Here is a 23,885-nt window from a genome sequence, read left to right as displayed (position 1 = left end):
ATTCAATCCTCCTTACATTTTACAGCGTTGTTTTTATATGTTTTAATGCTCTCAATCCATCAAATAACTTTTCACGCCACCAAACACTGTCGTGACCACCTTGAAACTCTTCATAAGTAATTTGGTATCCCTTTTCTTTTAAAGCTTCATACAGGCGTCTATTAGCCGTTAAAAGAGGTTCGTTTTCAAGTTCTCCTGCTGCAATATAAAAATGAGGTTGAGACGTATTGGGATTTACAGATGGAATTTCTTTTTCAATCCAAGAAATATCATTTTCAAAACCATCCTTTTTCCAATGTACGGATCCAGACATTGACAACACATTCCCGAAAATATGTGGATTTTGAATCGCTGCATAAAAAGCTGCTAAGCCACCAAGACTGAAACCAGCAATTGTTGTATGCTTCGCTTCTTGATATACACGATACCTAGATTGAATCCACGGAAGTAATTCCTTAGTTAGAAATGTATTCATTTTATCGTTATATGTTAGCTCTTCTAGCCGATCGACAGGATCTATAGCAACAGCAATACAAGATGGAATTTCTTTTTTATAAATTAAATAATTGAGTGTTCTTGCAATCGAAAGGTTTTTAATAAAAGAATTCCCATCAAATACAATGAGAAGTTCATGAAGGTGTGAAGTTTGAGAATAATTATGAGGCGTATAAATATGAATCTTACGTGTATTATTTAAAGTTGAACTATAGAAAGAATATGTTTCAATTTCTCCAGATGGAAAATGATTTAAAAGAAAGCGACTACCATACTGCACTTCCATGTCTATTTTTAACACTGATGCTTTTTTATCACCCTCTCCAAATGTATTTTCGTTAAGGCGGTCTAGTCTATAATGCTCACTGCGTGTTATCCAGTCATTTTCAAAATAATCGTTAACTGAAAAATAGTAAGTTGAAATAAAAGCCTTATCTGTTCTGAACGTTTTATACCAAATATTTGTGTGTAACAATCGTTTTAATTGATTCATAGAAAGTTCCCAACCAGGAAAGCTACCGAATACATAGACGTTTTCAGTTATTTGATCCCCTAACCAAATATACGTTATAAGCTTATATTGATTATCTACAGGACACTGTTCTATTAATGGCGTATTATTTGACTTTATTTCATGCAAAAAAGTATATAAAGCGTTCTCCTTTGCATTTTTTAATTGATTAATAAGTTCCTCTAACTTAGGACTAATTATTGAGCACACTCCTCTTCCCTCCTTTGCAGTATTCTATATATACTTCTTTCTTCTCATTAGAATATCTATATAAAAATAGCCGTAGTATTTTATGTAGTTAGATGAGTTATTGATTAAAAAATTTATCAATTGCTTGAATAGCAAATTCCAATGCTTTTATTCTTCTTTCTAAAAGTGTTCTTTGAGGACTACCAGCCTTTGACTTTTCATACGCCCTCTCAATTGATGGAAGCAAACCAGTAAGAATATGGCGAGCTTCTGCTAGATCTTCTTGTGTGTAATGATGAGTTCCTTGATTCCAAACGGTTTCTAACGCTGCTAACCCGATGCAAACAGCTTTAAGTCTTTTCTTCACTAAAGTCGTGTTTGTGCCTTTCTGAGTCATCTGTGACAAAGCATTTTCAAGTTTACGGATTGTCGACTGTAAAGATTTGAGTGATTCTAATTTATCTACATTTGATACGTTTTTCATGTTAGTACTGTCCCTTCTGCGTTTCTAACTTATTTTGTTTAATGTTTGATAAAATCGTTAAGAACTTGATTTTACTCGAAATATTTTAACATAAATAACTATATTCAAGTTGGACAATATTTTAAAGGAAAACGACTATTAAACTTATCCTCCCTCCCTTACATCATTCTATATGTACTTCTTTCTTCTCATTAGAATTCCTATATAAACAAGTTGTTAATATTGTATATTTTATGAACGAAAAAACGCACAAGCTATTTTGTCTGTGCGTTTCCGATATTATTCAGTTAGGTAGTAAAGTAACAGTTTCCGAGCCTTCTCATAATTCATGAAATCTCTATATAAAATGGGATACCTTACAATTTCTGTTTCAAGAAAACGATATTGTGGAAACCATTCGAAAAACGATTTTCGTAGCCACTTTATTTGCTGAAACGTAATATTCTCTTCGTTTTCATTTAGTACAGAACTTAAAGTTCCTGCTGTATGCATCCAATAATGATTAAAATCAGCATTTATCACGTCATCTTCTGTAAATTTACTTTTTAAGTCTTGCTGCAATTTTCGTGTATCACGATACGGAAACGGTTTATGCAGTGGACTATGCATTTTCTGCAATTCATTAAAAATAACCTTTTTTCCTAATATCAACGTTCCACCCCTTTATTTCTTCATCCAATTCAATAAGTTTTCATAATGATTATGAGCATCCTTAAACCCGAGATTATATAAATTAACGAGCTTTTCTTTATTTCTTTCTATTCCGCTTATAGGAAGCTGTGCGCTTGGCTGAATTACATAAAAATTATCTTTTTGTTCGTTGTGATTCATATAAGAAACAGTTTCATTATAAAAACGATAATGTTCTACTAAATGCTCTGCGATTTTCGGATATCTTCTATATAAAATTTTAGCAAGTCCAGAAAGTTTATTACGCTGCTTCTCGTATCCTTCTGGCTTTGTCATAATAACAACGTTTTTTAAATAACCATCATTTTGTGCTTTAAAAACTGGAATAGGATCTATAATCCCTCCATCTAACAATTTTCGATTATCATATTCTACAGCAGGTGCTATAAACGGCACAGAGCTTGATGCACGAATAATTTTTAAAATATCATTTCCATGTTCTGTTTTATTATAATAAACTGCCTGTCCTGATTCGCAATCAGTCGTTCCGATTACAAACTGTTCATTTGAATTTAGGAAGGTTTGAAAATCAAACGGTACAATTTTGTTTGGTACTTCATCAAATAAAAAATCCATTCCAAATAATTCACGTTTTCGAATTAAGTTTCGATAAGATATATACCTGTGATCTGCTACTAGCTCTGTATTTACTTTCTTATTTCTTCCTTTTTGACGTGACAAATATGTCGCTCCCATACACGCTCCAGCGGATACACCGACTACATACGGAAAGAATAAGTCCCTTTCCATAAAATATTCGAGTACTCCTGCAGTATATAACCCTTTCATTCCGCCGCCTTCTAATACTAAACCGATATTCTTCATGCTCAATCCCTCTGCTTCTGTTTTCTTAATTACATGTTAGCACAAGATTTTAGGATGAGGTTATATAAATTAATTGCAACAATAACGAAAAACTATTGAACTTATGTCATAATGTCTTATCCAATAGCATGGTACAATATAAGAAACTCATTCCACATATTATAAAGGAGGAATTTCATATGGGTTTATTTAGTGGTATTTTAGGAAATGCATCAAGTGCGAGTACAGAAAGCGTTGAACGTGATTTAGAAAAGATTATGCTAGATGATGAGAAAGTTGAGCATGCTTATAAATTAATTCGTGATTTAATCGTATTTACAAATCGCCGTCTTATTTTAGTAGACAAACAAGGAGTAACTGGTAAAAAAACAGAATACCATTCTATCCCTTATAAAAGTATTACACAATTTAGTATTGAAACAGCTGGGCATTTTGATTTAGATGCAGAACTTAAAATATGGGTGTCTAGTTTGAGCTCGCCAATTACGAAAGAATTTAAAGGCGATGATAGCATATTAAGTATTCAAAAAGCGTTAGTAACATATACGACAAAATAGTTCATTTTTGTATATTTATTCGAATTCCAAATTACTAACCCGAATATTTTGGAAGAATATACATTAATTTTGCATATTTAATCTAAAACGATACAAAAAGGTAAAGCATTTAAAATGTGCTTTACCTTTCTTTTTTATAATAAATTAAAGTTGCTTTATCATTTAATTTATTTTTAAATTCCGTTCTTATATATCCCATCTTTTCGTATAGAAAACAATTTCGTTCTTCCTCTAAAATTGTAGCAAGCTCCCAAGTCGTTGCTTCCGGAAACATCTCCTCGATTAAAATTAATACTTTTTGAGCAATTCCGTTCCCTTGATAGTTTGGAATAATAAACATCGGGCTTATCCAAAATTTAGATGCCTCTTCTTTACGTGATATACATATCGCTCCGACAAGATTCGTATTTACGAAAACTTTATAAAATCCACCGTCCGGATTATTTATTCTTGAAACTGTTCTTTCAATGGGTTCACTTGCTGGATTTGTTTCATAGTCCTTATACTTTTCTAATAATGAGCTAAATGCTTCTACTTGCATTTGAAATATAACTTCTGCATCGATCGCTGTCGCCTTCTCTAATGTTACCAATTTAAACGCTCTCTTAAAGAAGTAATATGAGCTGTATGATGACGACCGTGCCATGCATATAGTCCAATTGCAGCAGCAAGTTTTGTTTCTCCTGATTCAGGATGATTAAATGTCTTTTCTAAATCTGCTGGTTCTAAAGAATATAATAAGTTAACCCATCTTTTATGTAATGAATCTAGCATTACAAGTGAAACATCTACTGGTAATTTCGAGTCAGGTAGCTCTGCCCATTTTTCTTCTTTGTACGGTTTAATAGTTGGATTCTTTTCTGTCAGTGCTAATTTAAAGCGTATGTAGCTATTCATATGACTATCAACAACATGATGAACAACTTGACGAACAGTCCATCCACCAACGCGATACGGTGTATCTAACTGCTTCTGATCTAAATCTTTTATTGCTCTTGCTAATTCATTAGGTAAATCCTCAATTTCTTGAATCCATTTATCAATTATTTCTTCTGTAATAGTGCCTACATAAGTAAATTGGCCTATTGGATAACGTAAATCCTTCATGTACATGTCCCCCTATTATTTTTAATCCTTAGTAGTCCTCCAAATATAATGTACGAAATTTACGTTTTCCCCGTTTAAATCTACAGTGGTTGTATCCGCTTCCTTTTCACGAGAAAATCCGCTCTTTTCTAATACAATTTGTGAAGCTATGTTATTTGTTGTTGTCTTAGCATGTATTTCATTAATTTCATAGACTCTTGCTTGAGCCAAAATCAATTTTACAGATGCTGCCGCAACTCCTTTTTTAGTAAACTTCTCTCCAACTCGGTAGCCTAACGACCCAATTCGTTTTCCCTTATCTAAATCAACTAAATTTATACGTCCTACAATTTCTTTTTCTGTATTACGTATGATATGAAAATAAGAAATCCCCTCAGTTTGTTCTTTTAATAGTTCATCAAATTGATTTTGAAAGTATTCATACACGTAATAATTAGAGCCACGACTTGGTACCATTGTTTCAAAAAATGATTTGTTCGTGAGTTCAAAATTAAATAAATCTTCAGCGTCTTGATTCTTTAATTGTTCTATGTATATTTCCATCCCGTTTACCCCTTCTTAATTTACTAACTGTTATATATTCTTTTTCAAACGATAATTTCCCTGCTATTTCTTGCGTCTGAGTAATACAGTAAGTAATACTCTAGGATGAAAAAGATGAAAAGGACAATGAAAAGAGATCCTGTCGTGTATGAATGGCACAGGATCTTAACTAATAATCCCTTGATAAGTATATTTAAAAAACCTTTGTGAATTGCAACGTTAAAATTAAAATACCTAATCCCCATACGTAATACGCGAATACTTTTAAAGAATGACGTTTTAAATATTGAATCATCCATGAAACTGCTATGTAACCAAAGAACGCTGCTGATAATGTTCCGACAATTAATGATGTACTAGAAATAGATTCTGCTTTCCCTTGAAAAACATCTGCAAATTGCAAGATGATAGCTCCGACAATAGCTGGTGTTGATAATAAAAATGAAAAGTACGCTGCTGTTTCGCGGTCTAACTTTCTCCATAATGCAGCGACAATTGTCATTCCAGAACGAGAAATTGCTGGAAATATAGCTACTGCTTGAAATGAACCAATTATGAATGCATCTTTATATGTAATATCATTCATTTTTTTACGACCGTTCTTTTGTTTATCGGCCATATAAAGAAATAAACCCGTCACTAAAAACTCCCAACCTATTGTTATACCTGTTTTTGAAATATCTTCAAAAAAGTCTTTAAATAATAAGCCGATTACAACCGCAGGTATCGTCCCGACAATAAGTAAAAACATAAGCTTTGAAAACGGATTTTTAATTAAATATATAAATTCTTTCTTATAATAAATAAACACCGCAAGTAACGTTCCAATATGCAGCATCGTATCTAAAAATAAACCTGCTTCATCTAATTGAAAAAGATGTCTCCCTAAATAAAGATGCCCTGTACTACTTATAGGTAAAAACTCTGTCAGTCCTTGAATAATTCCTAAAATAAAAGCTTCTAGCCAATTCATGATGATCTCCTTTCTTATTTGCTTGTACCAATATATGATGCTTTAATTTTTGTTATGAAAAAAAGTATATTTATCTAGGAGAGTTACCTTAACTTTTATTTAGAAGTTATGTGTTGCAATACCTATGGATATATATGTACAAATAAAGGAGGGTTTATATGGAGAAACACACAAAATTAGGCAACATATTACTTTGGATTGGACCTATTCTTGTGTTCTTAGGCTTATGTATGACAAATGTAATTACAGACATACCTTTTTTCGAAGGAAAGCATAAAACTCTTGGAATTATTATGTTATTTATAGGGGTACTTTGCTTAATTGTCGCTAATTATTTTAAAGTACGAAAAAACTCTGCCGGTTAAGAAGTACATTCTCATATAAGGAAGAGTAAATGCAGGAGGGATCATTAAGGACAAAATTACAAAGTTATATAAATAAAAACAATCCTAGTGTATTTGCTAGGATTGTTTTTATTTGCTAATGTTGTTTATTTGTAAAACACTTTATCAACGTTATATTTTGCTTTATATTTATTAATGATATATGTTTCGTAAATTTCTCTTTCTGTTGGATCTTCTACGATACATGCATCGATGCGGTATACTTCATCACGATGATTTTTGATTGGTGAAACATTATCTTCAAAATGCTTTTTAATACGTTGTCTAGTTTTACGAGCTTTTCCTACGAAAAGAAGTTCGTCATTAATATTGTAAAACATAAAAATGCCGCCTTTATCTCTAGGGAATAAGTGGAAATCGATAAAACCATTAATTGGCGTAATTATTGGCTCGTCTCCTTTAATAACTTGTTTACGTTCAGTAATTGTAACATCAATTTCAGGGATATTAATTTTAATCAAGTTCATTCACGTCCTCTTTTGTTATAAAGATAAATAATAGCATAAGTATGTAAGAAAAGCTATGTTCAGAGACATATTTCATTTTATAATTCAAATATTATAGGTATATCATACAAACTTTTTTTCCAAATCATATGATCGCTTGATTCGCCCCAATAATCCTTCAGTACATAACTAGGCTCTCCAAATTTCTTCTTCCATATTTTTTGTGCATTTTTATATCCACTATCCAAATAAAATTCTGTTATTCCTTTACCTAGTAAAGTAAGAAACATGGCATTTAACAGCAAACTCCCTATACCTTTTCTTTGATACTCCTTAAGTACAAATACGGTTCCAATTTCATATAAGTCCTTTAGTACACCGCCCGTACAACTATTAATCAATGCGCTAGCTGGACCGACTTCAATTGTTCCGATGATTTTATCGTTACCTTTATCGATTGCTAATAAAAAGTAACGATTTTCTCCATTACTTTCAAAATCACTTTTTAAATATTGCTTTTTCGTGTTAATTTCATTTTCTATGTCATCTAATAATTGTGATAACCCTTCATTTTTATATGTATTCATAATAACTATACGGAAAAACAAGTATAATTCATCTATATCATCCGAATTCGGCCTTCTAATTTCAACGTTATACATGACTTAAATCTCCAATCTTTGAAAATATATGAGAAAGTGTATTTGTTCTAAAAGATTTAATGTGCTTGCTAAGACTATACTTTATATAATCTACTCATCATTATTCTGCACAGCTCTGCATAGATCCAGCAGTATAGAAAACTCAATATAAATATTAATGAAATAATTTTTATATCCACAGTTGTATGAATAGTAGGACCAAGTACTGGAAAACGGAAGATATCGAGAACAATCATAATTCCAATAAGTAAACATATCGCCGAAAAGGAAACCACCCAAATTCTCCTCTTGAATTGTAAAAAGGATACCCCTAACGCTATACCTAATAAGCCTGTAGTAAAGGGAAAGACAATTAGTTCACTTGGCTGAATAATGAATAATAGGAAAATAGTAAGGATATAAGAAAGTATTCCCTCACGAATAGAATAACAAATAGCAAAAAAAATTGGTAACGTTGCAAAAGGACTAATAAATAACCCAATTCCAGGGATTAAGTTCCCCGCAGATTGAAAAATAGCAGCAAATGAACCTAATAAAGCTGTAATGACTAACCTACTTGCAGGAGTCATCTTTCTTTTATGAACAAAATTCGCATCATGCTCTATCATCCATTGATACCAATAGCATCTAAAGCGATTCATCAAAATACCTCCTAAAGATACCTAATTCATCACTTTCTATAGTATTCATACACTTATAGTTTATGTGTTACTTTCTGCTAGTCGTTTATACATAGAAGTTTTTTAGGGGGACAACAGGTCGTGCATTTTGAAGAAGAATGAATTTCTTATATTTTTAGACTTAGAGTTTATATCGTATCAAGGAACAATTTCATAAATAGTACCTTTGTTAAAATCAGTTACTTTCATAGAACCGTAAGCTCCTAAATATAATCTAGTTTGATCTAAGTTTGTTCCTAAACTAACATAATAAGTTGATTGAGAACCAAAATCATAATTGGTTTCAATAACATGAAAATCATTACGTTTATCGTCTATACTTGCCCTAGTATATGCTAAAACACCTTTAACTGGAGACCGAGATTCTTCTTTTTTGGCAAGATCGGTAAACACGACGCTACTAGTTAAATTTGGTATTGCAGTTCCCATATAAGGCTGAACCCCTGTAAGTGAAGTTCCTCCAAACTTATCCGGTCTGGAATCTTTATGAAAATAACTAATTAGAGGCTGAATACGTCTCACTGACGTTTGAATTGTTTCATTATAATAAGCCATTGTTCTCTCATCCAAAGTAGGATTCTCAGAACAGTGCCTTATAAAAGAAGTAGGTAATTCTCCTTCCCATCCTCGCCAACCAAAATTAATAAATCCATCTTGATTGGGAGTGGATCTCATTAAATGCGTTTGAACAAGTTCGGTAACCGGTATGGGTTTATAATGAACAAACGAAAAAATAGACTCTACAATATCCTGTCCGACATTTCCAGCATATTTGATGTATTGATTATAAAACCTTTGGAATGAAATACCTGTTATATTACGAACCCCTTTCGCAATTACTGTAAGTGTTTCTTGTATAGATAAGGGAAACTCATTAAAGCGCGTAACTACTGGAGGGGTATTTATGAATGTATTTTTACTTACATCGATTTCAATTATTTTACCCGCTATTTCTAAATCATCCTGGCTTAAATTAAATGGATCATAACCCGATCCACCATCTCCATTTGTAAAAACAAGTTTTCCAGTCTCAGGTGAAAAGTTTAAACTATTGACTCCGTTATGATTAAAAAATGGCCTTCTTATGTTCAATAATGTCCGTCGTTTTTGAGGTAGACCATTCGATTGCAAAACCCATTCTTCAACTGTATCAATATGATCATATTGAGTTTCTCTATTTATCCATTTTAAGTTTAAAGTTCCGGGATCACACGGATTGGGCTTGAAAGGTTCAGAAAGAGCCCCTGGTCCTTGTGTTCCTACTACTGAATAATGAAGATAAAACAAACCATTATTATAGAATTGCGGATGAAACGCTAGCCCTAGCAATCCTCGTTCATCATATCCACTACCAGCAACACCTTCTTCAGACTTACCTAATTTTATGATTTGAGGGCGAATATCTAAAAAAGTCCTTATAACTCCGTCTCCTATGTAAAAGATTTCTCCTACCTGGGTTGCAATAAATAACCTTTCAATTGATTCACCTGGTAGTATCGTTGTTTTCAAAACAGTGGGCATATTTATCTTACTAACAATAGGTCGTAAACTAACCTTTACCTTTATCAACTAACTTTACACCCCTTTTTATTCTTTTCTATTATAAGAATATGATTGGAACTGTTCTGTTAGTATCAAATTATAGCCAAGGAATTGGCGGGATTTCAAAAAGATTAGATTCATCTTTCAGGACCATTCTTGATATTCGGGACTATTTCTTGCTGCGCTGCATTTCTTGCTTCTCCATATAACTGCGCATCCGTAGCATATATGGAGGCGCGTCCATCGGATTCCCTGCGATCATTTCAATGATACAGAGTCTTTCGGCACTTTCCTTTTCAGCCTGGATTATAGCCTGATCAAGCTCTCCATAGGTTCGGACCGTAACGGTAAACGCATTGCCTCCAAAAGCTTCGGCCAGTTTGGTGTAAGACCATTGAGGGATTTGATTGTACTTTTGCCCCACTGTTTTGACATTCAAATATTTCTCAATCGTATAACCATCATTGTTCAAAACGAAGATTATAGGCTTGCAGCCATAATAGAGCATGGAACTGATCTCCTGAGCTGTTAGCTGCAGGGCGCCGTCGCCTGTAAACAGCAACACTCGGCGTTCAGGCGCGGCCATACTAGCACCGAACGCCGAGGGGATTGCGTAACCGATAGACTGCCATCCACCTTGCCCAATATATGTTACATTGCAAGGCAGTCTCACCTCAGCCATTCCATTATAAAATGTCCCGGTCTCGGCGATCACAATATCGCCCTCTTTCAGCATGCGCTGAAAACGTGGATAATAGCCGGATGCCATTAGAGGCCCGTCAGAATTAGTTGTGAATTGATCGTAAGGGAATGACAATTTCTCTGCCAAACCTTGACCCATGCAATCCACCTTCTGCAAGGCAAGTAGCATGTCAGCCGCAAGAACATTCGGATATTCCGCCTCAGCGACCTTAACCATATCTGGTTGAATATTGACAGTCACTAGTGGGTTCAGCTTTGCGGTAAAATTTGCGGTGTTTGTGTCCGCCCATACCATGCCAATCGCAATGATACAATCTGCATTTTCCACCATACTTTGGACTTCAGCCCTCCCGAAAGAGCCTAGGTACATTCCGATATAATTTGGATGGGTCTCGTCGAATCCTCCCTTCCCGTACATCATCGTTACAACAGGCACATTCATGGCATCGGCCAGCTGCCGAGCTGCTGTCTGAAGGCCGAAGCGCATAGTTTTCACGTCCACCAAGATAACCGGTTGGTGGGCACGTTCTAAAAGCCGATGGGCATGATTCACCGCAGCCTGAAGGGTATTCGGCCTGGACGTTGGACGTGGTGGTACCGGCTCTTCCCAGACCTTAATCGGCTTGGTCACTAAATCATTGGCCACAACCAGGTATACCGGCTTTTTCTTTTCCTTAGCAATGCGAATCGCAGTCTGAATTTCAATCTTGGCATTTTCCGGTGTAAGCACCGCGGTATAAGCGGTGATCTGCTCATACACCTTGCGAAAAACGTCAAAATCCCCATCCATTAGGGTATGGTGCATCAGCTTATGTTCTTTTTGATCCTTCTCAGGAGGCGCACCCACAATGTGTATTATTGGCACATGCTCGCTGTTGGCTCCCGCTATCGCATTGCAGGCGCTGAGCTCCCCGACCCCGAAGGTCGTAATAAGAGCCGCTATTCCTTTGATTCTTGCATAGCCATCTGCAGCATAACCCGAGTTTAGTTCGTTTCGTCCTTCTATAAAACGGATGCCGTTATAACACTCCAAAGTATCAAGAAGTGTAAAATTATAGTCCCCTGCGACGCCGAAAATGTCGGTAATGCCCTCGAGTTTCAGGCGATCGAACAAATACTGACCAACCGTTTTTTGAGCAATTCCGCTATGCAAACCAAAATTGCTCGCATTTATCATGTTGTCCATCGCTTGCTCACTCCTTATCTATTTCTTGGGCTTGTTCTGTTTTATAGTACCCTTTTTGATAATTCTAAACCGGTTATCCGTTGTGCAACAATTAATAGAGAAGAAATAATCATTATCTCTGGAGAAAGTCATAAAACAAGAGAAGGAGGAGAAACACTAAAACATTACGAGGCTTCGGAAGTTTTCGGACTTGAAAATATTGCATATCGGTGGTCAGCTCTAAATTTAATTACACTGGACAAGATTCCTTACATCGGTGAAATCACCTCTGGTCAAAAGAATGTATTTATTAATACTCTAATTCTTTCTTTAACTCTTCTCGATCACTTTTAGCCCACTTTGTTTTACGATGAAGATTTTTGTACAACCATATATTACAACTACATTCTTCGTATTTTATATATTATCAATAAAGAGTTCAGAAAACCCATAAATAAAAAAAAGAGTGCTGTGAAGAAACGCACTCATTGAAAGAAATTTACCAATCTCGACGATTATCGCAATCACAGTCACGATCATGATTACGTCTACGACGACATTCATTACAATCACAGTCGCGGTCACGTCTACAACGACGGTCATCACAATCTCTATGTCTGCGTCTGCAAAACATTAAATCATCCCAAAATCTATCACAATCTCGGGAACGTCTGAAATTATCATTACATCCCATAAATATAATTACCTCCTCTTAACTCTAGGATTCATCATATTCTATGCTGAAAAACAAAAATAGCTTGTTTACTAGCCTGCTTTCTACATTTTAAAGTAATACTATTATTATCTAATCTTTAAGTTTCAAATCTATTTCATCCCTTAACAACAAACAAGACGCTAAACCGATCACGGCAGCGCCTAAAACAGTAAATATAAATTTAATCAAAAATCCTTTATCATCGCTTTTACTTATTCCTTTGCTTCCATAGCTCATTCATGAAGTCAGCTGTATTACTAGGAACCCTATATTTCTTATTCTTTTTCTTAGCCTTCTTCTTCAGCTTCACATCGCATCGAATTTGTACCATTTGGATTAAAATGGGAATCAAATAATTAGATTCTAGCTACTTATATAATACATTTAACCCAAATGTCCATTTTGTTCAAATTTAATAGAGCCCCCTGTGCCGTGGGGGCTCTTAATGTGATAAGTGGTTTACTATGAGTATTGAATGAGACACGAAAAACTTGTCCCATAATTCCATATATCTTACTTTTAAAAACTTTGTAACAGAACCTTAAAAATAATAAAAACCCACGAAGAAAATGGATTTTCACCGTGGATTTTAGTCATTTAAATGGACTTTCGGGACACCCTCATCCCACCTTAACTCAAGAAGCATCCGCACCCTCAAACTGACTATTATAAAGCGAAGCATAGAAGCCATCAGACTTCAATAACTCTTCATGATTACCTTGTTCTACAATATCCCCGTCTTTCATGACAAGGATTAAATCTGCATCACGGATTGTTGATAATCTATGAGCGATGATGAAGCTTGTTCTGCCTTCCATGAGGTTTTCCATTGCTTTTTGAATCAGCACTTCTGTACGAGTGTCAATGGAGCTTGTTGCTTCGTCTAGTATGAGTATTTTCGGATCCGCTATAAGGGCGCGTGCAATTGTTAGTAGTTGCTTTTGTCCTTGGGATACGTTGCTTGCTTCTTCGTTTAGTTCCATTTGATATTTATTTGGTAATGTTTTTACGAAGTTGTGAACGTGAGCTGCTTTCGCTGCTTCAATTACTTCTTCGTCTGTAGCATCGAGTCTACCGTAACGTATATTTTCCATGATGGAGCCGTTAAATAGCCAAGTGTCTTGAAGTACCATACCAAACATGCTGCGCAGGTCTTCTCGCGTGAAGTCTTTTATATCGTGACCGTCGATACAGATCGCACCGCTGTTTATGTCATAGAAACGCATTAACAGTTTTACAATCGTTGTTTTACCAGCTCCGGTTGGTCCGACGATTGCTACTTTTTGTCCAGGTTTAATGTTAGATGAGAAATTATTGATGATGATCTTATCTGGATTGTATCCAAATTGAACATCTTGGAAGGTAACTTCTCCTTGAATTTTTTGCAGCTTCACTGGATTTTCTGCTTCTGGCACTTCCTCTTCTTCTTCTAAAAATTCGAAGACTCTTTCTGCAGCAGCTGCAGTGGATTGAAGTACGTTCGCGATTTGCGCTACTTGAGCGATTGGTTGTGTAAAGCTTCTAACATATTGCACAAAGGCTAAAATGTCTCCAACTGCGATGGTTCTCTTTACCGCAAGCCATCCGCCTAAAATAGATACAGCGACGTAACCGATATTACCGATAAATGTCATAATCGGCATCATCATTCCAGATAAAAATTGAGATTTCCATGCGGAGTGGTAAAGGGTATCATTTACCTTTTCGAATTTTTTTACTTCTTCTTCTTCTTTGTTAAAGGCTTTTACGATATTGTGACCACTATAAATTTCTTCGACCTGACCGTTTACGTGTCCTAAATATTCTTGCTGGGATTTGAAGTATTTTTGTGATCGTTTTACGACTGCCATGATGAGAATCATCGATACTGGCAATATTAACAGCGCCACTAATGTCATTTGCCAGCTGATTGATAACATCATGATAAGTACACCGATGATTGTAATAACGGATGTGATGATTTGCGACATACTTTGGTTTAAAGTTTGGCTCACCGTATCTACGTCATTTGTAATTCTCGATAATACTTCGCCGTGCGTTGTTTTATCAAAGTATTTCAGCGGCATACGGTTAATTTTTTCATCGATTTCTTTTCTGAAGTTATAAGATACTTTTTGAGCTACTCCAGAAATAATGTACCCCTGGATAATACCAAACACAGTGCTCAGTATATATAATCCAAGGAGTAAAATGACAATGTTTCCGATATAGGTAAAGTCAATGGCCGCACCGGGTGCTCCTGATACTTTGCTTACGAGCCCTTCGAAAAGTTTTGTTGTCGCTTTTCCTAAAATTTTTGGACCAACGATTGTAAAGGCTGCACTACCGATTGCGAAAAGGATAACGATTAAGATTGATAATTTATAGGGCTTCAAGTATTGAAGGAGTTTATTCATCGTTTCTTTGAAGTTTTTTGCCTTCTCAATCTTTCTCATGCCGCCGCCCATATGACCGCCACCGCCAGGACCAGGGCCGCCTTGTTTTCTATTTTCTATTTTTCTATCACTCATGATGACAACTCCTCTCTTGAAAGTTGTGATAAAGCAATTTGCTTATAAACTTCACAGTTTTCCATAAGCTCTTCATGAGTACCAGTTCCAACTATTTTTCCTTCGTCAAGTACAATAATCTTATCGGCATTCATGATTGTACTGATTCTTTGGGCAATAAGTAAAATAGTACTTCCTGTAATCTCATTGTTTAAAGCTCTGCGCAATGCTGCGTCTGTCTTAAAGTCAAGAGCTGAGAAACTATCATCGAATATGAAGATTTCCGATTTTTTCGTAAGAGCACGCGCAATAGAAAGTCTTTGTTTTTGACCACCGGAAACGTTCGTACCACCTTGTGATATTTCTGTACGGAAGTTTTCAGTTTTCGCGTTAATAAACTCCATAGCCTGCGCGATTTCTGCCGCTTGTTCGAGTTCTTCTTCAGTTGCTTCTTTTTTACCGTATTTCAAATTACTCTCGATTGTACCTGAGAAGAGAACTCCTTTTTGCGGTACATAACCAATTTTCTCTCTTAATTCCTTCTGAGATACTTCTCTAATATCCGTGCCATCTATTAATATTTGGCCGCTTGTGACATCGTAAAAGCGTGGAATTAAGTTGATTAATGTTGATTTACCACTACCTGTACTTCCGATAAAAGCTGTCGTTTCACCAGGTTTTGCAGTAAAGGTGATATTGGAAAGCACATCTTCTTCTGCACCTGGATATCTAAAACCAACATTTTTAAATTCAACGTAACCTTTCTTGTCTGAAGCAAATGTTTTCGGCTCTTTTACATCACTAATGGTAATGTCAGTATCTAAAACTTCTGCGATACGTTGTGCGGAAACTGAAGCACGTGGAACCATAATAGATACCATTGAAATCATTAAGAAGGCCATGATGATCTGCATTGTATATTGCATAAATGCCATCAAATCACCAACTTGCATATGTCCCATATCCACTTGGTGTGATCCAACCCAAATAATAAGTACAGTAACAGCATTCATGATAAACATCATCATTGGCATCATAAATGACATTAAACGGCTTACAAATAAATTTGTGTTTGTTAAATCTTGATTTCCTTTTTCAAATTTCTTTTCTTCATGTTTTTGATTATTAAAAGCACGAATAACGAGCATACCTGTTAAAGATTCACGAGTGATTAAGTTAATTTTATCTACTAACTTTTGGATACGCTTAAACCTAGGAATCGCGATGCTAAATAAACCAATGACTAGGCTTAAAATCGCGATTACCGCAACTGCGATAATCCATCCCATTGAAAGGTCTGTAGTAAGTACTTTAATAATGCCGCCGATACCTAAAATTGGTGCATAGAATACAATGCGAAGCATCATAACCATAAGTGTTTGAACTTGTTGGATATCATTTGTACTTCTTGTGATTAGAGATGCAGTGGAAAACTTATCAAACTCCGCATTCGAGAAGTTTGTAACTTTCCGGAATACTTTCTTTCTAAGGTCTCTGCCGAGTCCTGCAGCTACTTTTGCAGCAAGTAAACTCACGATAACGGTAGCTGCCATACTTACTAAGGATAAAAGCAGCATTTTCCCGCCGGAAGTAAGAATGAAATTAGATTGAAGCTTATCTATATTGATACCGATCTTTTTATACTCATTCTCAATGAATGAAACGGCTGATTGTGTTACCATGCTGCCTGGCATATTCTTAAACTTTTCATCTGCCTTTTCTTTTATTGCATTGATTTGATCTTGAGGAAGTTTCGCAATGACTGCAAAAGGATCAGTATTTGACGGAAGCTTCGCTGGTGTGTTGTTGTCACCTGTCGCAGCAGGAGGGAAAGCAGATGGGCCGCCTTTTTCGATTCCTTGTGTAATTAACATTGGTTTCCCAAAGATATTGTTAAGTTCATTAATTATATTTTTATCTTCTGTATGTAGCTTATAAAGTGGCTCTTTATCAAGCTGCGGATAATCTTTTAAGTCATTTTTCAGTTCACTTTGAGAGAGGTTGTTCTTATCTAAAAGCACATAGTTGTCAGCTACTTTTTTCTTCTCATTTTCATTCATAAAGAGCGTAAGTTTATCCAGTTCACTTTTACGAATAACCTCAGGTACTGCATTTTCTACACCTTTTTGTTGAATCCCTACATTGACAATGTTAGACATGTAGTCTGGCAGTGATAGATCACATACTGCCTGCACAGTTAAAAGACATACAACTGCAATGATGGAAGCAACAAATGGCTTTAAATGTTTGATAATCTTTAACATTTAATTCATCTCTCCATTTTCCTTGTCTAATTTTTTTAGTTTTTACTCCGTTTCTCTCCTTTATTCTTCATATTCTCAGTAATTCATTCCAGCAGCTCTTTACGTATTTTCGACCACAGATTAATTTTATGACTATATGAAGATATGATGCAACTTTTAGGGTGTAGATGTTGTTTTATATGACTTAAATACCAAGATAGAACGCACATGTTTCTTAATAAAACGATGATCTTGTTCCACTATATAATTAAGATATCTAACTAATCTTTTCTGGCGGAAAATCAATTTTTTGTAAACTACTTGACTTGATTGATGAATATCGAATTAATATGTTTCCTGTAGTCTTAGGCAATGGACTACCTTTATTTAAAGAAATTACGGACAAGATTAATCTTAAACTTATAAAAACCAATACATTTAAAACAGGAGTGGTTGGTCTTATCCACCAACCGGAGGAAAATGCTTGACTACTCGGCACTTCAACTATCGGGTGCTAATGTTCAACAACGCGTACCGAAAATGATCAAACATATTTTATAAAAAGTGATTCTATAAAATATGTTTAGAGCCTATTTTGATAACTCTTTTTTTCAAAAACGTTTTTTTATATTAGGTAAATCAGCAGTAATAGACTTGCCTTTGATCAAACATGTTTATAAACCAACATAACGTACAGGAAATCGGCTTTTCTCTTGTCGAAATTTCCTTAGCATACAGTGGTCATATATTTTCAAGAATAACGGAAGAATATATAGAAATTGCTACATAAATGTGAAGTTTGATCAACTTAGGGGGGACAACCTTGTTCAATCATATAGTAAAAGCTGTACCCAATTTATTTACGATTGGAAATTTATTGTGTGGTGTTTTTTCAATTACCATGAATATGAGTGACTATTTGAAAGCGGCTTCCATTTTTATTTTCTTTTCAGCTGTTTTAGATCTCCTTGATGGAAGAATTGCGAGAAAACTAAAAGTGAACAGTGAGTTTGGTGTACAATTGGATTCCTTAGCTGATATTGTTAGTTTCGGAGTTGCTCCTGCACTTTTATTTTATTCGATAGCAACACCATCTATTTTAACTTCTTTGGCATTTATCCTTTTCCCAACGATGGGTGCTTTAAGATTAGCTAAATTTAGTGTAAAACCAACCATTGGATATTTTAAGGGATTACCTATTCCAGCTGCTGGATTACCATTGGCTGGTATGGGATTGTTTTCATATAGCAATGCATGGATTACATTAATCCTCGCTCTCTTAATGGTAAGTCCAATTAGGTTTAAAAAACTTTAATTGGGATCCCGCCTATCGCTTTAATTTCATTTGTGAAGCGGTTCGCTAATATCCATCAAGTTGAGGTTTTTGATGTTATTCATCATTTTACGAATACAGCGATGGGACAGACTTTAAAGAGCTTACCTATTGTAATTGCTCATAATAGATTGTGAAATTGAATAGCCTCCAGTTTTTGAGGCTATTGTTTATATTTCTGATATGTTTGAACTACCCCCAAAAATACTTAGTTACGCCCAAATAACATAACAAAAAGATTAGGAAATCACTCCTAATCTTTTTTGTTTATTACTATTCCATTGCCCCAGCAACATCATAATCATTTAAATCTAATTCAATCGGTTGCCCTAACGCAAGTTTCGCAAGTTCTGATCCTAAGTATGGACCTGCTGTTAATCCTGAAGCACCTAATCCATTTGCAACGAGAATACCTTCAAACTTAGGTAGTGGTCCAATAACAGGTAAGAACCCTGGTGTAAACGGTCTAAAGCCAACTCTTGTTTCAATCATTGTACCATCTTCTAAACCAGGCGCTACTGTTAACGCTTTATGGAATACTTCATGTAAACCACCTGCAGTTACACGGTGATCGAAACCAGTATCATTCTCATGCGTTGCACCAATTACGACATGGCCATTGTCAAATGTTAAAATATATTGATCGTTCGGCGGCATAACAACTGGCATATTTTCTGTTGCTGTATTTTCCATTTGTAAATGAACAATTTGTCCTTTTTGGAACGTAACTAAGAAATTAATTCCTAATGGGTTCAAGATTTCGTTCGCCCATGCGCCTGCAGTTACCATTACCTTTTCCGCTACAATTGTTTCGTCATTTACTTTAACTCCCGTAATATGATTCCCTTCACGGACTAATACTGCATCACCTTTTATGAAAGTTGCACCATGCTTTTTCGCAGCGCTTATTAATGCGTTGCGTAATAATCTTCCATTTACTCGTGCAGCGCCACTAATATGAACAGAACTATATTCTTCCGATAATGCTGGGAATAACTTTTTCGTTTCTTCAGCTGATAAACGAGTGATTTCACCAATCTCCGGTGCATCTTCACGGCGTTTATACGCTCGCTCTTCCATTTGATCTAGTTTTTTCTCATCAGTATGTAAACTAATTGCGCCTACACGGTTGTAACCTGTATCCGTTTCACCGTCTTCTTCTAATTGCTGAATTAATGAAGAATAGTAACGCGCACCGCCTTTAACGATTTTATACCATGCTTTATTACGACGTTGCGACAGCCACGGACAGACAATACCTGCTGCTGCGTCAGTTGCTTGACCTAAATCTTGACGATCTACAATAGTAACCTTCGCACCAGCCTTAGCAAGATGATAGGCAGTAGATGCCCCTAAAATTCCAGATCCAACTACAATATACGATTTCATTTCAAACACCTTTTCTCTTTTGCTAATTATTTAAATATAAGAACATACTTTAGTATACTGAAAGGAATCCTCTTTTCAATGTACTCTTTGCAATTAATTGTTGCATCATTGTGACATTCCTAATTATTATTTTTTCTTCTTACGGAATAATTCAATTGTTTTATAGCCTTGTGAAAGGATTTCAATCATTTTCTCAAGACGTTTATCGCGTGTTTTTTCTTGTTTCACAGAAAATAAATTACGTGCCCAATCTTTTTGATAACCAGGAGTTAAACTTTGATAAAACTTAAGTTCAGCTGGATGATTAGCCAATAATGCTTCAACATCTTGAATACGATCTGCATAATCAGCAACACATTGACTCGTTGCAGGTGTTTTCTTCGCTTTTTTCTTTTCACGTTTTAAACCTACAACTGTAAAGACATCATCCATACTTACCATTCGCACAAATTTAATTTCGCTTTCCCCTACATATCCATCATCTCCAACGTTTAATGCCGGAAACATCTCATCACGGTGAATAAACGTACTGTAACGAGAATTACCTTTTTTCGGATATGCGAAGAATATATAGCCTTTTTCAATTAGTAATTCTTCATTACTAATAATAAAATTCGTTTGTTTCACCATTTCATCAAGCGTTTCTACAAAAATAAAAATGGCATCGTGTTCTTTTAAAAATGCAGTTTCTTTCCCTGTAAAAATGTCATAATCACTCGGTTCGTTAATTACGACCATATTTGTATACTTATTTAGTTTCAATTTATCAATAACTGACATTATAATCTTCCTTTACATCCAATATTCATTTTATATACTGTTCTAGTGTATTATATCTATTAAGAAAATTAAACTTGAAATCGTATCATTCTGTTTCAATAGACCATAATTTTTTACTATAAGGAGTGGTTTTATGCCGTATGTAATCCGAGATGAAGGGCTAGTTTTGCAAGGAGATAATGGAAAAGAGCCAGTTTTTCATACATATGAAGAAGCTGAGGAAACGTTAAAAACGTTAATTATACCGCAGTTTCCGAAACATATTAGACGAAAACCATTTAAACCAAAAATAATAAAAATAGCCGATTCTGAATAAGAACCGGCTATTTTTATATTCACAACTCAATAGCAAATAAAGTATATAATAATTCTCTATATTGATCCTCTGTAATTTCACGCTTAGTTTTTTCCCAATGAATAATTTCAGTTAAACTAGTATCCGTTAAAGAGACATGACCGGAGTTTGTCAACTTTACTGTAATGGGTCCTTTATTGAAAATAGATTTCTCATCTTCTATCACTCTTCTTTGAACATCGTTTACTACTGTCTCATCAATAATATGTTTATAAAAAGCATGACAAACTTTCCATTCTCCATCAATATCTATTCTTTCTAGAACATAGTTTCCTTTACTCGTATCTTTTTGTCTTACTCGATACGAACCGTTTTTAGAAGAAATAAGTTTGCCAGTAAATGGTACTGGCACAAGAGGTACTAATGAAGCAATACCTACATCAATTAAGTACTTTACGTTTTCGTAATTTAAAATAATTGTTATATGCCCATCTTCAAGTGCCCAAGCGTTTATATCATTTTTATATACGGTACCTAGTGCGAGTTGTACATCATAACCACTATCTTTTAAAAAATAGTAAAAAAGAGTATTTAATTCATAACAAAGTCCGCCGCGGGAACTTTTTAATATTTTCTTCTGTAAGTTCTCTTTTGAAATTTCTTTTGCATTCCCTGCTATTACATCTAAATTCTCAAACAGGATTGTATGGGCAAATGCAAAGAGTATTGTACTTAATTCTTCAAATTTTATTTCAGTACGTTTTTCAAGGTTCAATCTTGTAAACAGTTGATCTTGCAAACTTGTCATAATCAGCACCCCTTAATAGCTATAAGTTAAAATAGTATATGCTGATTGTAAATTTGAAGGGATATTGTAACAATGTACATTTGCAGTTACTGTACCGGTACAAAATTTAAATTTGAAAAACATTTTTATATAAAAATACAAATAAGAGGCACCATCACGGATGCCTCTTTCGAAATACATTTTATATCTTTATTTCAATGAGCTTAACTTTTCAATTGCTTGTTGCTCAGTTGCTAAGAAAAAAATATCCTTACCTTTATTACATTCATAAATGAAATCTTTTAGGCTTTTACTAGTGTACATAGAAAAATCCCCGATGATAGCAATTTTCACGCTGTAATTAATAAACTTTTGAAGAATATCACCCGCAAGACGTGTTTTTAAGTCAAAGAAACTTTCACTTATTAATGATTTTTTGATAACAATCCGCTTTGAATCCGCTTCATATTGAACTGTTGCCATGAGATCTAATGCAGATTGAACGTCGGATATTACTACTGTATCGTTTCTGACGACGGCAATATTTATTCCGCCAATTACTACTTTCTTTATTTCCATAGTCTCACTCCTCTATAATTTATAAAGTATATATTAATCATGCTGTGTAGATCTTCATTAACACACATAAATGATTTGCCCCTGGCTCAATATCCTCTATATCATCGTAAATAAATATTGTTTTAAAACTTCTTATACGGTCAATGAAATTAAGGGTAATCTATCTACTATTTTTGAAAATTTATCTCTCCACAATAACTTAATAAATTATCAAAAGAAGTAATCTCGGCATATGGTTTTATGTCGGTATTATTCTTAATCATATTAGGATTGAACCATATGCCCTTTATATTTGCATTTTGACAACCAGCAATATCTTTTTCTAAGTCATCTCCAACAAATAGTACATCTTCTGATTGTACATTTAGCTTATTTAATACTAATTCAAATATGCGTTTGTCAGGTTTACTAAATCCCGCTTCTTCAGAAATAATGATTGTATCAAAATAACGATTCAAATTCGTGTTAATTATTTTTGCTTTTTGCCTCTGAGTTGAGCCATTTGTTATAATTCCAACTTTAATATGTGACTTTATAGTATTTATGATATTAATAGTATTTTGGTTTATAGAAAAACATTTTGGGAAATTATTATTCCAAAAGTCTTGAATGTAATTGCGTGGTAATCTATATTTCGGTGGGAATTCATCAAATAATGATTCCAAAACCTTTACTTTATCACTATGACCATAGCTTTTTTTATCATATTCCTTGAATTTCTGTAACATTGCGTTTTTTACTGCATGTTGTTCAACATCCCCATAAAACTCCTCTAAAATAATGGAAAACAGTTTATCTACTGCCTTATCCCTATCAAGTAACGTATCATCTAAATCAAATAACATCGCTTTATAACCCCTCAAATAACTTCACAGCCTTTCTCGCATTATATAAATAATCCCTAATTCATACCTTTAAACTTTTGGTTTACCAAGAGAGTTGTTATTTATGTGAGAATAACGATCAAACAGAGTAAAGGATTTATTTTCACCTTCCCGGAGAATTAATTCTAGCCTTAGAATCCAGTTGTTTTTCTCCGGATCAATTAAATGCTCAACTACTTCGAATGTATTTCAAGTTCCTTCCTCTTCACTACAATGTAGCCATTCGCCGGATACACTGGATAAAAAAACTCCAAAGTTTGTGGCACACGCTCTAGTATTTCGGTAGCTTCTTTTATATTGAAATTCATTTCCTTTTCCCCTTCTGGTAAAGAAGCAAAAGTATATTTTCATACAGTTTTAAGAAATTACATGAAATTTACATTATTATACTCTTGAACGTGGAGTTAACACAATAA

Annotated in this window: 29 protein-coding genes and 1 pseudogene; 6 read left to right on the top strand and 24 right to left on the bottom strand. The window is 34.6% G+C overall.

Going from position 1 to position 23,885, the window contains the following annotated elements; genetic code table 11:
* Window positions 1-19 precede the first annotated feature (19 nt).
* The 4 genes from FT637_RS10985 to FT637_RS10970 all read right to left on the bottom strand — a co-directional run bounded on the left by FT637_RS10985 (window position 20) and on the right by FT637_RS10970 (window position 3,194).
* Entirely contained in the window at window positions 20-1,216 is a 1,197-nt protein-coding gene (locus FT637_RS10985) for an alpha/beta hydrolase (RefSeq protein ID WP_193646324.1), read from the bottom strand.
* Between the two features lie 97 nt (window positions 1,217-1,313).
* Window positions 1,314-1,679 (bottom strand): hypothetical protein, encoded by a 366-nt coding sequence (locus FT637_RS10980; protein WP_193646323.1) that lies wholly within the window; start codon window positions 1,677-1,679, stop codon window positions 1,314-1,316.
* A 279-nt stretch (window positions 1,680-1,958) separates the two neighbouring features.
* Window positions 1,959-2,330 (bottom strand): YxiJ-like family protein, encoded by a 372-nt coding sequence (locus FT637_RS10975; protein WP_193646322.1) that lies wholly within the window; start codon window positions 2,328-2,330, stop codon window positions 1,959-1,961.
* A 12-nt stretch (window positions 2,331-2,342) separates the two neighbouring features.
* On the bottom strand, window positions 2,343-3,194 hold the full coding sequence (locus FT637_RS10970) for a patatin family protein (protein ID WP_193646321.1): 852 nt from the start codon (window positions 3,192-3,194) through the stop codon (window positions 2,343-2,345).
* Window positions 3,195-3,373: 179 nt separating this feature from the next.
* Between FT637_RS10970 and FT637_RS10965 the strand changes: the two genes are divergently transcribed.
* A complete protein-coding gene (locus tag FT637_RS10965; RefSeq protein WP_105584794.1) occupies window positions 3,374-3,751 on the top strand; it encodes a PH domain-containing protein in 378 nt (125 codons plus the stop codon).
* Between the two features lie 121 nt (window positions 3,752-3,872).
* Here the strand turns inward: FT637_RS10965 and FT637_RS10960 are convergent, their stop codons facing one another.
* The 4 genes from FT637_RS10960 to FT637_RS10945 form a co-directional block, all read right to left on the bottom strand.
* Window positions 3,873-4,397 carry a GNAT family N-acetyltransferase gene (locus tag FT637_RS10960; protein WP_193646320.1) on the bottom strand — a complete coding sequence of 175 codons (525 nt, stop codon included), beginning with the start codon at window positions 4,395-4,397 and terminating at the stop codon, window positions 3,873-3,875.
* Window positions 4,337-4,858 carry a YfiT family bacillithiol transferase gene (locus FT637_RS10955; protein WP_002065716.1) on the bottom strand — a complete coding sequence of 174 codons (522 nt, stop codon included), beginning with the start codon at window positions 4,856-4,858 and terminating at the stop codon, window positions 4,337-4,339. Before FT637_RS10955 ends, FT637_RS10960 begins: the two co-directional genes overlap by 61 nt.
* A gap of 21 nt (window positions 4,859-4,879) precedes the next feature.
* On the bottom strand, window positions 4,880-5,401 hold the full coding sequence (locus FT637_RS10950; RefSeq protein ID WP_193646319.1) for a GNAT family N-acetyltransferase: 522 nt from the start codon (window positions 5,399-5,401) through the stop codon (window positions 4,880-4,882).
* Between the two features lie 193 nt (window positions 5,402-5,594).
* Window positions 5,595-6,374, bottom strand: coding sequence for an undecaprenyl-diphosphate phosphatase (locus FT637_RS10945; RefSeq protein ID WP_002110135.1), 780 nt, complete (start codon window positions 6,372-6,374; stop codon window positions 5,595-5,597).
* Window positions 6,375-6,532: 158 nt separating this feature from the next.
* Between FT637_RS10945 and FT637_RS10940 the strand changes: the two genes are divergently transcribed.
* A complete protein-coding gene (locus tag FT637_RS10940; protein ID WP_193646318.1) occupies window positions 6,533-6,739 on the top strand; it encodes a hypothetical protein in 207 nt (68 codons plus the stop codon).
* A 125-nt stretch (window positions 6,740-6,864) separates the two neighbouring features.
* Here FT637_RS10940 and FT637_RS10935 read toward each other — a convergent pair whose 3' ends face one another.
* The 5 genes from FT637_RS10935 to FT637_RS10915 form a co-directional block, all read right to left on the bottom strand.
* On the bottom strand, window positions 6,865-7,245 hold the full coding sequence (locus tag FT637_RS10935; RefSeq protein ID WP_193646317.1) for a nucleotide excision repair endonuclease: 381 nt from the start codon (window positions 7,243-7,245) through the stop codon (window positions 6,865-6,867).
* A 77-nt stretch (window positions 7,246-7,322) separates the two neighbouring features.
* Window positions 7,323-7,886 carry a GNAT family N-acetyltransferase gene (locus FT637_RS10930; RefSeq protein ID WP_193646316.1) on the bottom strand — a complete coding sequence of 188 codons (564 nt, stop codon included), beginning with the start codon at window positions 7,884-7,886 and terminating at the stop codon, window positions 7,323-7,325.
* Between the two features lie 74 nt (window positions 7,887-7,960).
* Window positions 7,961-8,527: a hypothetical protein gene (locus tag FT637_RS10925; protein ID WP_193646315.1), complete on the bottom strand. Its 567-nt coding sequence runs from the start codon at window positions 8,525-8,527 to the stop codon at window positions 7,961-7,963.
* Between the two features lie 177 nt (window positions 8,528-8,704).
* On the bottom strand, window positions 8,705-10,135 hold the full coding sequence (locus FT637_RS10920) for a PQQ-dependent sugar dehydrogenase (RefSeq protein WP_193646314.1): 1,431 nt from the start codon (window positions 10,133-10,135) through the stop codon (window positions 8,705-8,707).
* A 142-nt stretch (window positions 10,136-10,277) separates the two neighbouring features.
* Window positions 10,278-11,996 (bottom strand): alpha-keto acid decarboxylase family protein, encoded by a 1,719-nt coding sequence (locus FT637_RS10915; RefSeq protein ID WP_193646313.1) that lies wholly within the window; start codon window positions 11,994-11,996, stop codon window positions 10,278-10,280.
* On the opposite strand from FT637_RS10915, the gene FT637_RS30595 reads away from it, so the two are divergent.
* Window positions 11,958-12,329 carry a hypothetical protein gene (locus FT637_RS30595; RefSeq protein ID WP_227493768.1) on the top strand — a complete coding sequence of 124 codons (372 nt, stop codon included), beginning with the start codon at window positions 11,958-11,960 and terminating at the stop codon, window positions 12,327-12,329. The two genes, FT637_RS10915 and FT637_RS30595, sit on opposite strands and share 39 nt — an antisense overlap.
* Window positions 12,330-12,474: 145 nt before the next feature.
* Here the strand turns inward: FT637_RS30595 and FT637_RS10905 are convergent, their stop codons facing one another.
* From FT637_RS10905 to FT637_RS29860, 5 genes and pseudogenes are all read right to left on the bottom strand, one after another.
* Window positions 12,475-12,669, bottom strand: coding sequence for a hypothetical protein (locus FT637_RS10905; RefSeq protein ID WP_193646312.1), 195 nt, complete (start codon window positions 12,667-12,669; stop codon window positions 12,475-12,477).
* Between the two features lie 111 nt (window positions 12,670-12,780).
* Window positions 12,781-12,927 carry a hypothetical protein gene (locus FT637_RS10900; RefSeq protein ID WP_193646311.1) on the bottom strand — a complete coding sequence of 49 codons (147 nt, stop codon included), beginning with the start codon at window positions 12,925-12,927 and terminating at the stop codon, window positions 12,781-12,783.
* Window positions 12,928-13,325: 398 nt separating this feature from the next.
* Entirely contained in the window at window positions 13,326-15,200 is a 1,875-nt protein-coding gene (locus FT637_RS10895; RefSeq protein ID WP_193646310.1) for an ABC transporter ATP-binding protein, read from the bottom strand.
* Window positions 15,197-17,443, bottom strand: a complete 2,247-nt coding sequence (locus FT637_RS10890) for an ABC transporter ATP-binding protein (protein ID WP_193646309.1) — start codon at window positions 17,441-17,443, stop codon at window positions 15,197-15,199. The genes FT637_RS10895 and FT637_RS10890 overlap by 4 nt, the downstream gene beginning before the upstream one ends.
* Before the next feature lie 162 nt (window positions 17,444-17,605).
* Window positions 17,606-17,710: pseudogene (locus tag FT637_RS29860) on the bottom strand (IS6 family transposase); the annotation flags it as partial.
* Window positions 17,711-17,748: 38 nt separating this feature from the next.
* On the opposite strand from FT637_RS29860, the gene FT637_RS10885 reads away from it, so the two are divergent.
* Entirely contained in the window at window positions 17,749-17,910 is a 162-nt protein-coding gene (locus FT637_RS10885; RefSeq protein ID WP_227493767.1) for a dihydrofolate reductase family protein, read from the top strand.
* 335 nt (window positions 17,911-18,245) lie between these two features.
* The gene (gene pssA / locus FT637_RS10880) at window positions 18,246-18,737 is read left to right on the top strand and encodes a CDP-diacylglycerol--serine O-phosphatidyltransferase (RefSeq protein ID WP_193646308.1); all 492 of its coding nucleotides are present in this window, start codon (window positions 18,246-18,248) and stop codon (window positions 18,735-18,737) included.
* A 291-nt stretch (window positions 18,738-19,028) separates the two neighbouring features.
* Here pssA and FT637_RS10875 read toward each other — a convergent pair whose 3' ends face one another.
* A complete protein-coding gene (locus tag FT637_RS10875; protein ID WP_193646307.1) occupies window positions 19,029-20,144 on the bottom strand; it encodes an NAD(P)/FAD-dependent oxidoreductase in 1,116 nt (371 codons plus the stop codon).
* Between the two features lie 126 nt (window positions 20,145-20,270).
* On the bottom strand, window positions 20,271-20,924 hold the full coding sequence (locus FT637_RS10870) for a YdeI/OmpD-associated family protein (protein WP_193646306.1): 654 nt from the start codon (window positions 20,922-20,924) through the stop codon (window positions 20,271-20,273).
* Window positions 20,925-21,057: 133 nt separating this feature from the next.
* On the opposite strand from FT637_RS10870, the gene FT637_RS10865 reads away from it, so the two are divergent.
* Window positions 21,058-21,240, top strand: coding sequence for a hypothetical protein (locus tag FT637_RS10865; RefSeq protein WP_193646305.1), 183 nt, complete (start codon window positions 21,058-21,060; stop codon window positions 21,238-21,240).
* A gap of 19 nt (window positions 21,241-21,259) precedes the next feature.
* Here the strand turns inward: FT637_RS10865 and FT637_RS10860 are convergent, their stop codons facing one another.
* The 4 genes from FT637_RS10860 to FT637_RS30590 form a co-directional block, all read right to left on the bottom strand.
* Window positions 21,260-22,027 (bottom strand): arylamine N-acetyltransferase family protein, encoded by a 768-nt coding sequence (locus tag FT637_RS10860; protein ID WP_193646304.1) that lies wholly within the window; start codon window positions 22,025-22,027, stop codon window positions 21,260-21,262.
* A gap of 189 nt (window positions 22,028-22,216) precedes the next feature.
* Window positions 22,217-22,585 (bottom strand): DUF4180 domain-containing protein, encoded by a 369-nt coding sequence (locus FT637_RS10855; protein WP_193646303.1) that lies wholly within the window; start codon window positions 22,583-22,585, stop codon window positions 22,217-22,219.
* Between the two features lie 167 nt (window positions 22,586-22,752).
* Window positions 22,753-23,430: an HAD-IA family hydrolase gene (locus tag FT637_RS10850; protein ID WP_193646302.1), complete on the bottom strand. Its 678-nt coding sequence runs from the start codon at window positions 23,428-23,430 to the stop codon at window positions 22,753-22,755.
* A 212-nt stretch (window positions 23,431-23,642) separates the two neighbouring features.
* Complete coding sequence (locus FT637_RS30590) at window positions 23,643-23,777, bottom strand: hypothetical protein (protein WP_413773226.1); 135 nt, start codon at window positions 23,775-23,777, stop codon at window positions 23,643-23,645.
* Window positions 23,778-23,885: the final 108 nt, after the last annotated feature.

Source organism: Bacillus cereus (assembly GCF_015071065.1).
Classification (GTDB): domain Bacteria; phylum Bacillota; class Bacilli; order Bacillales; family Bacillaceae_G; genus Bacillus_A; species Bacillus_A cereus_BA.
The sequence above is the reverse complement of the archived record's forward strand: the minus strand, read 5'-3'. Positions and strand labels throughout refer to the sequence as shown.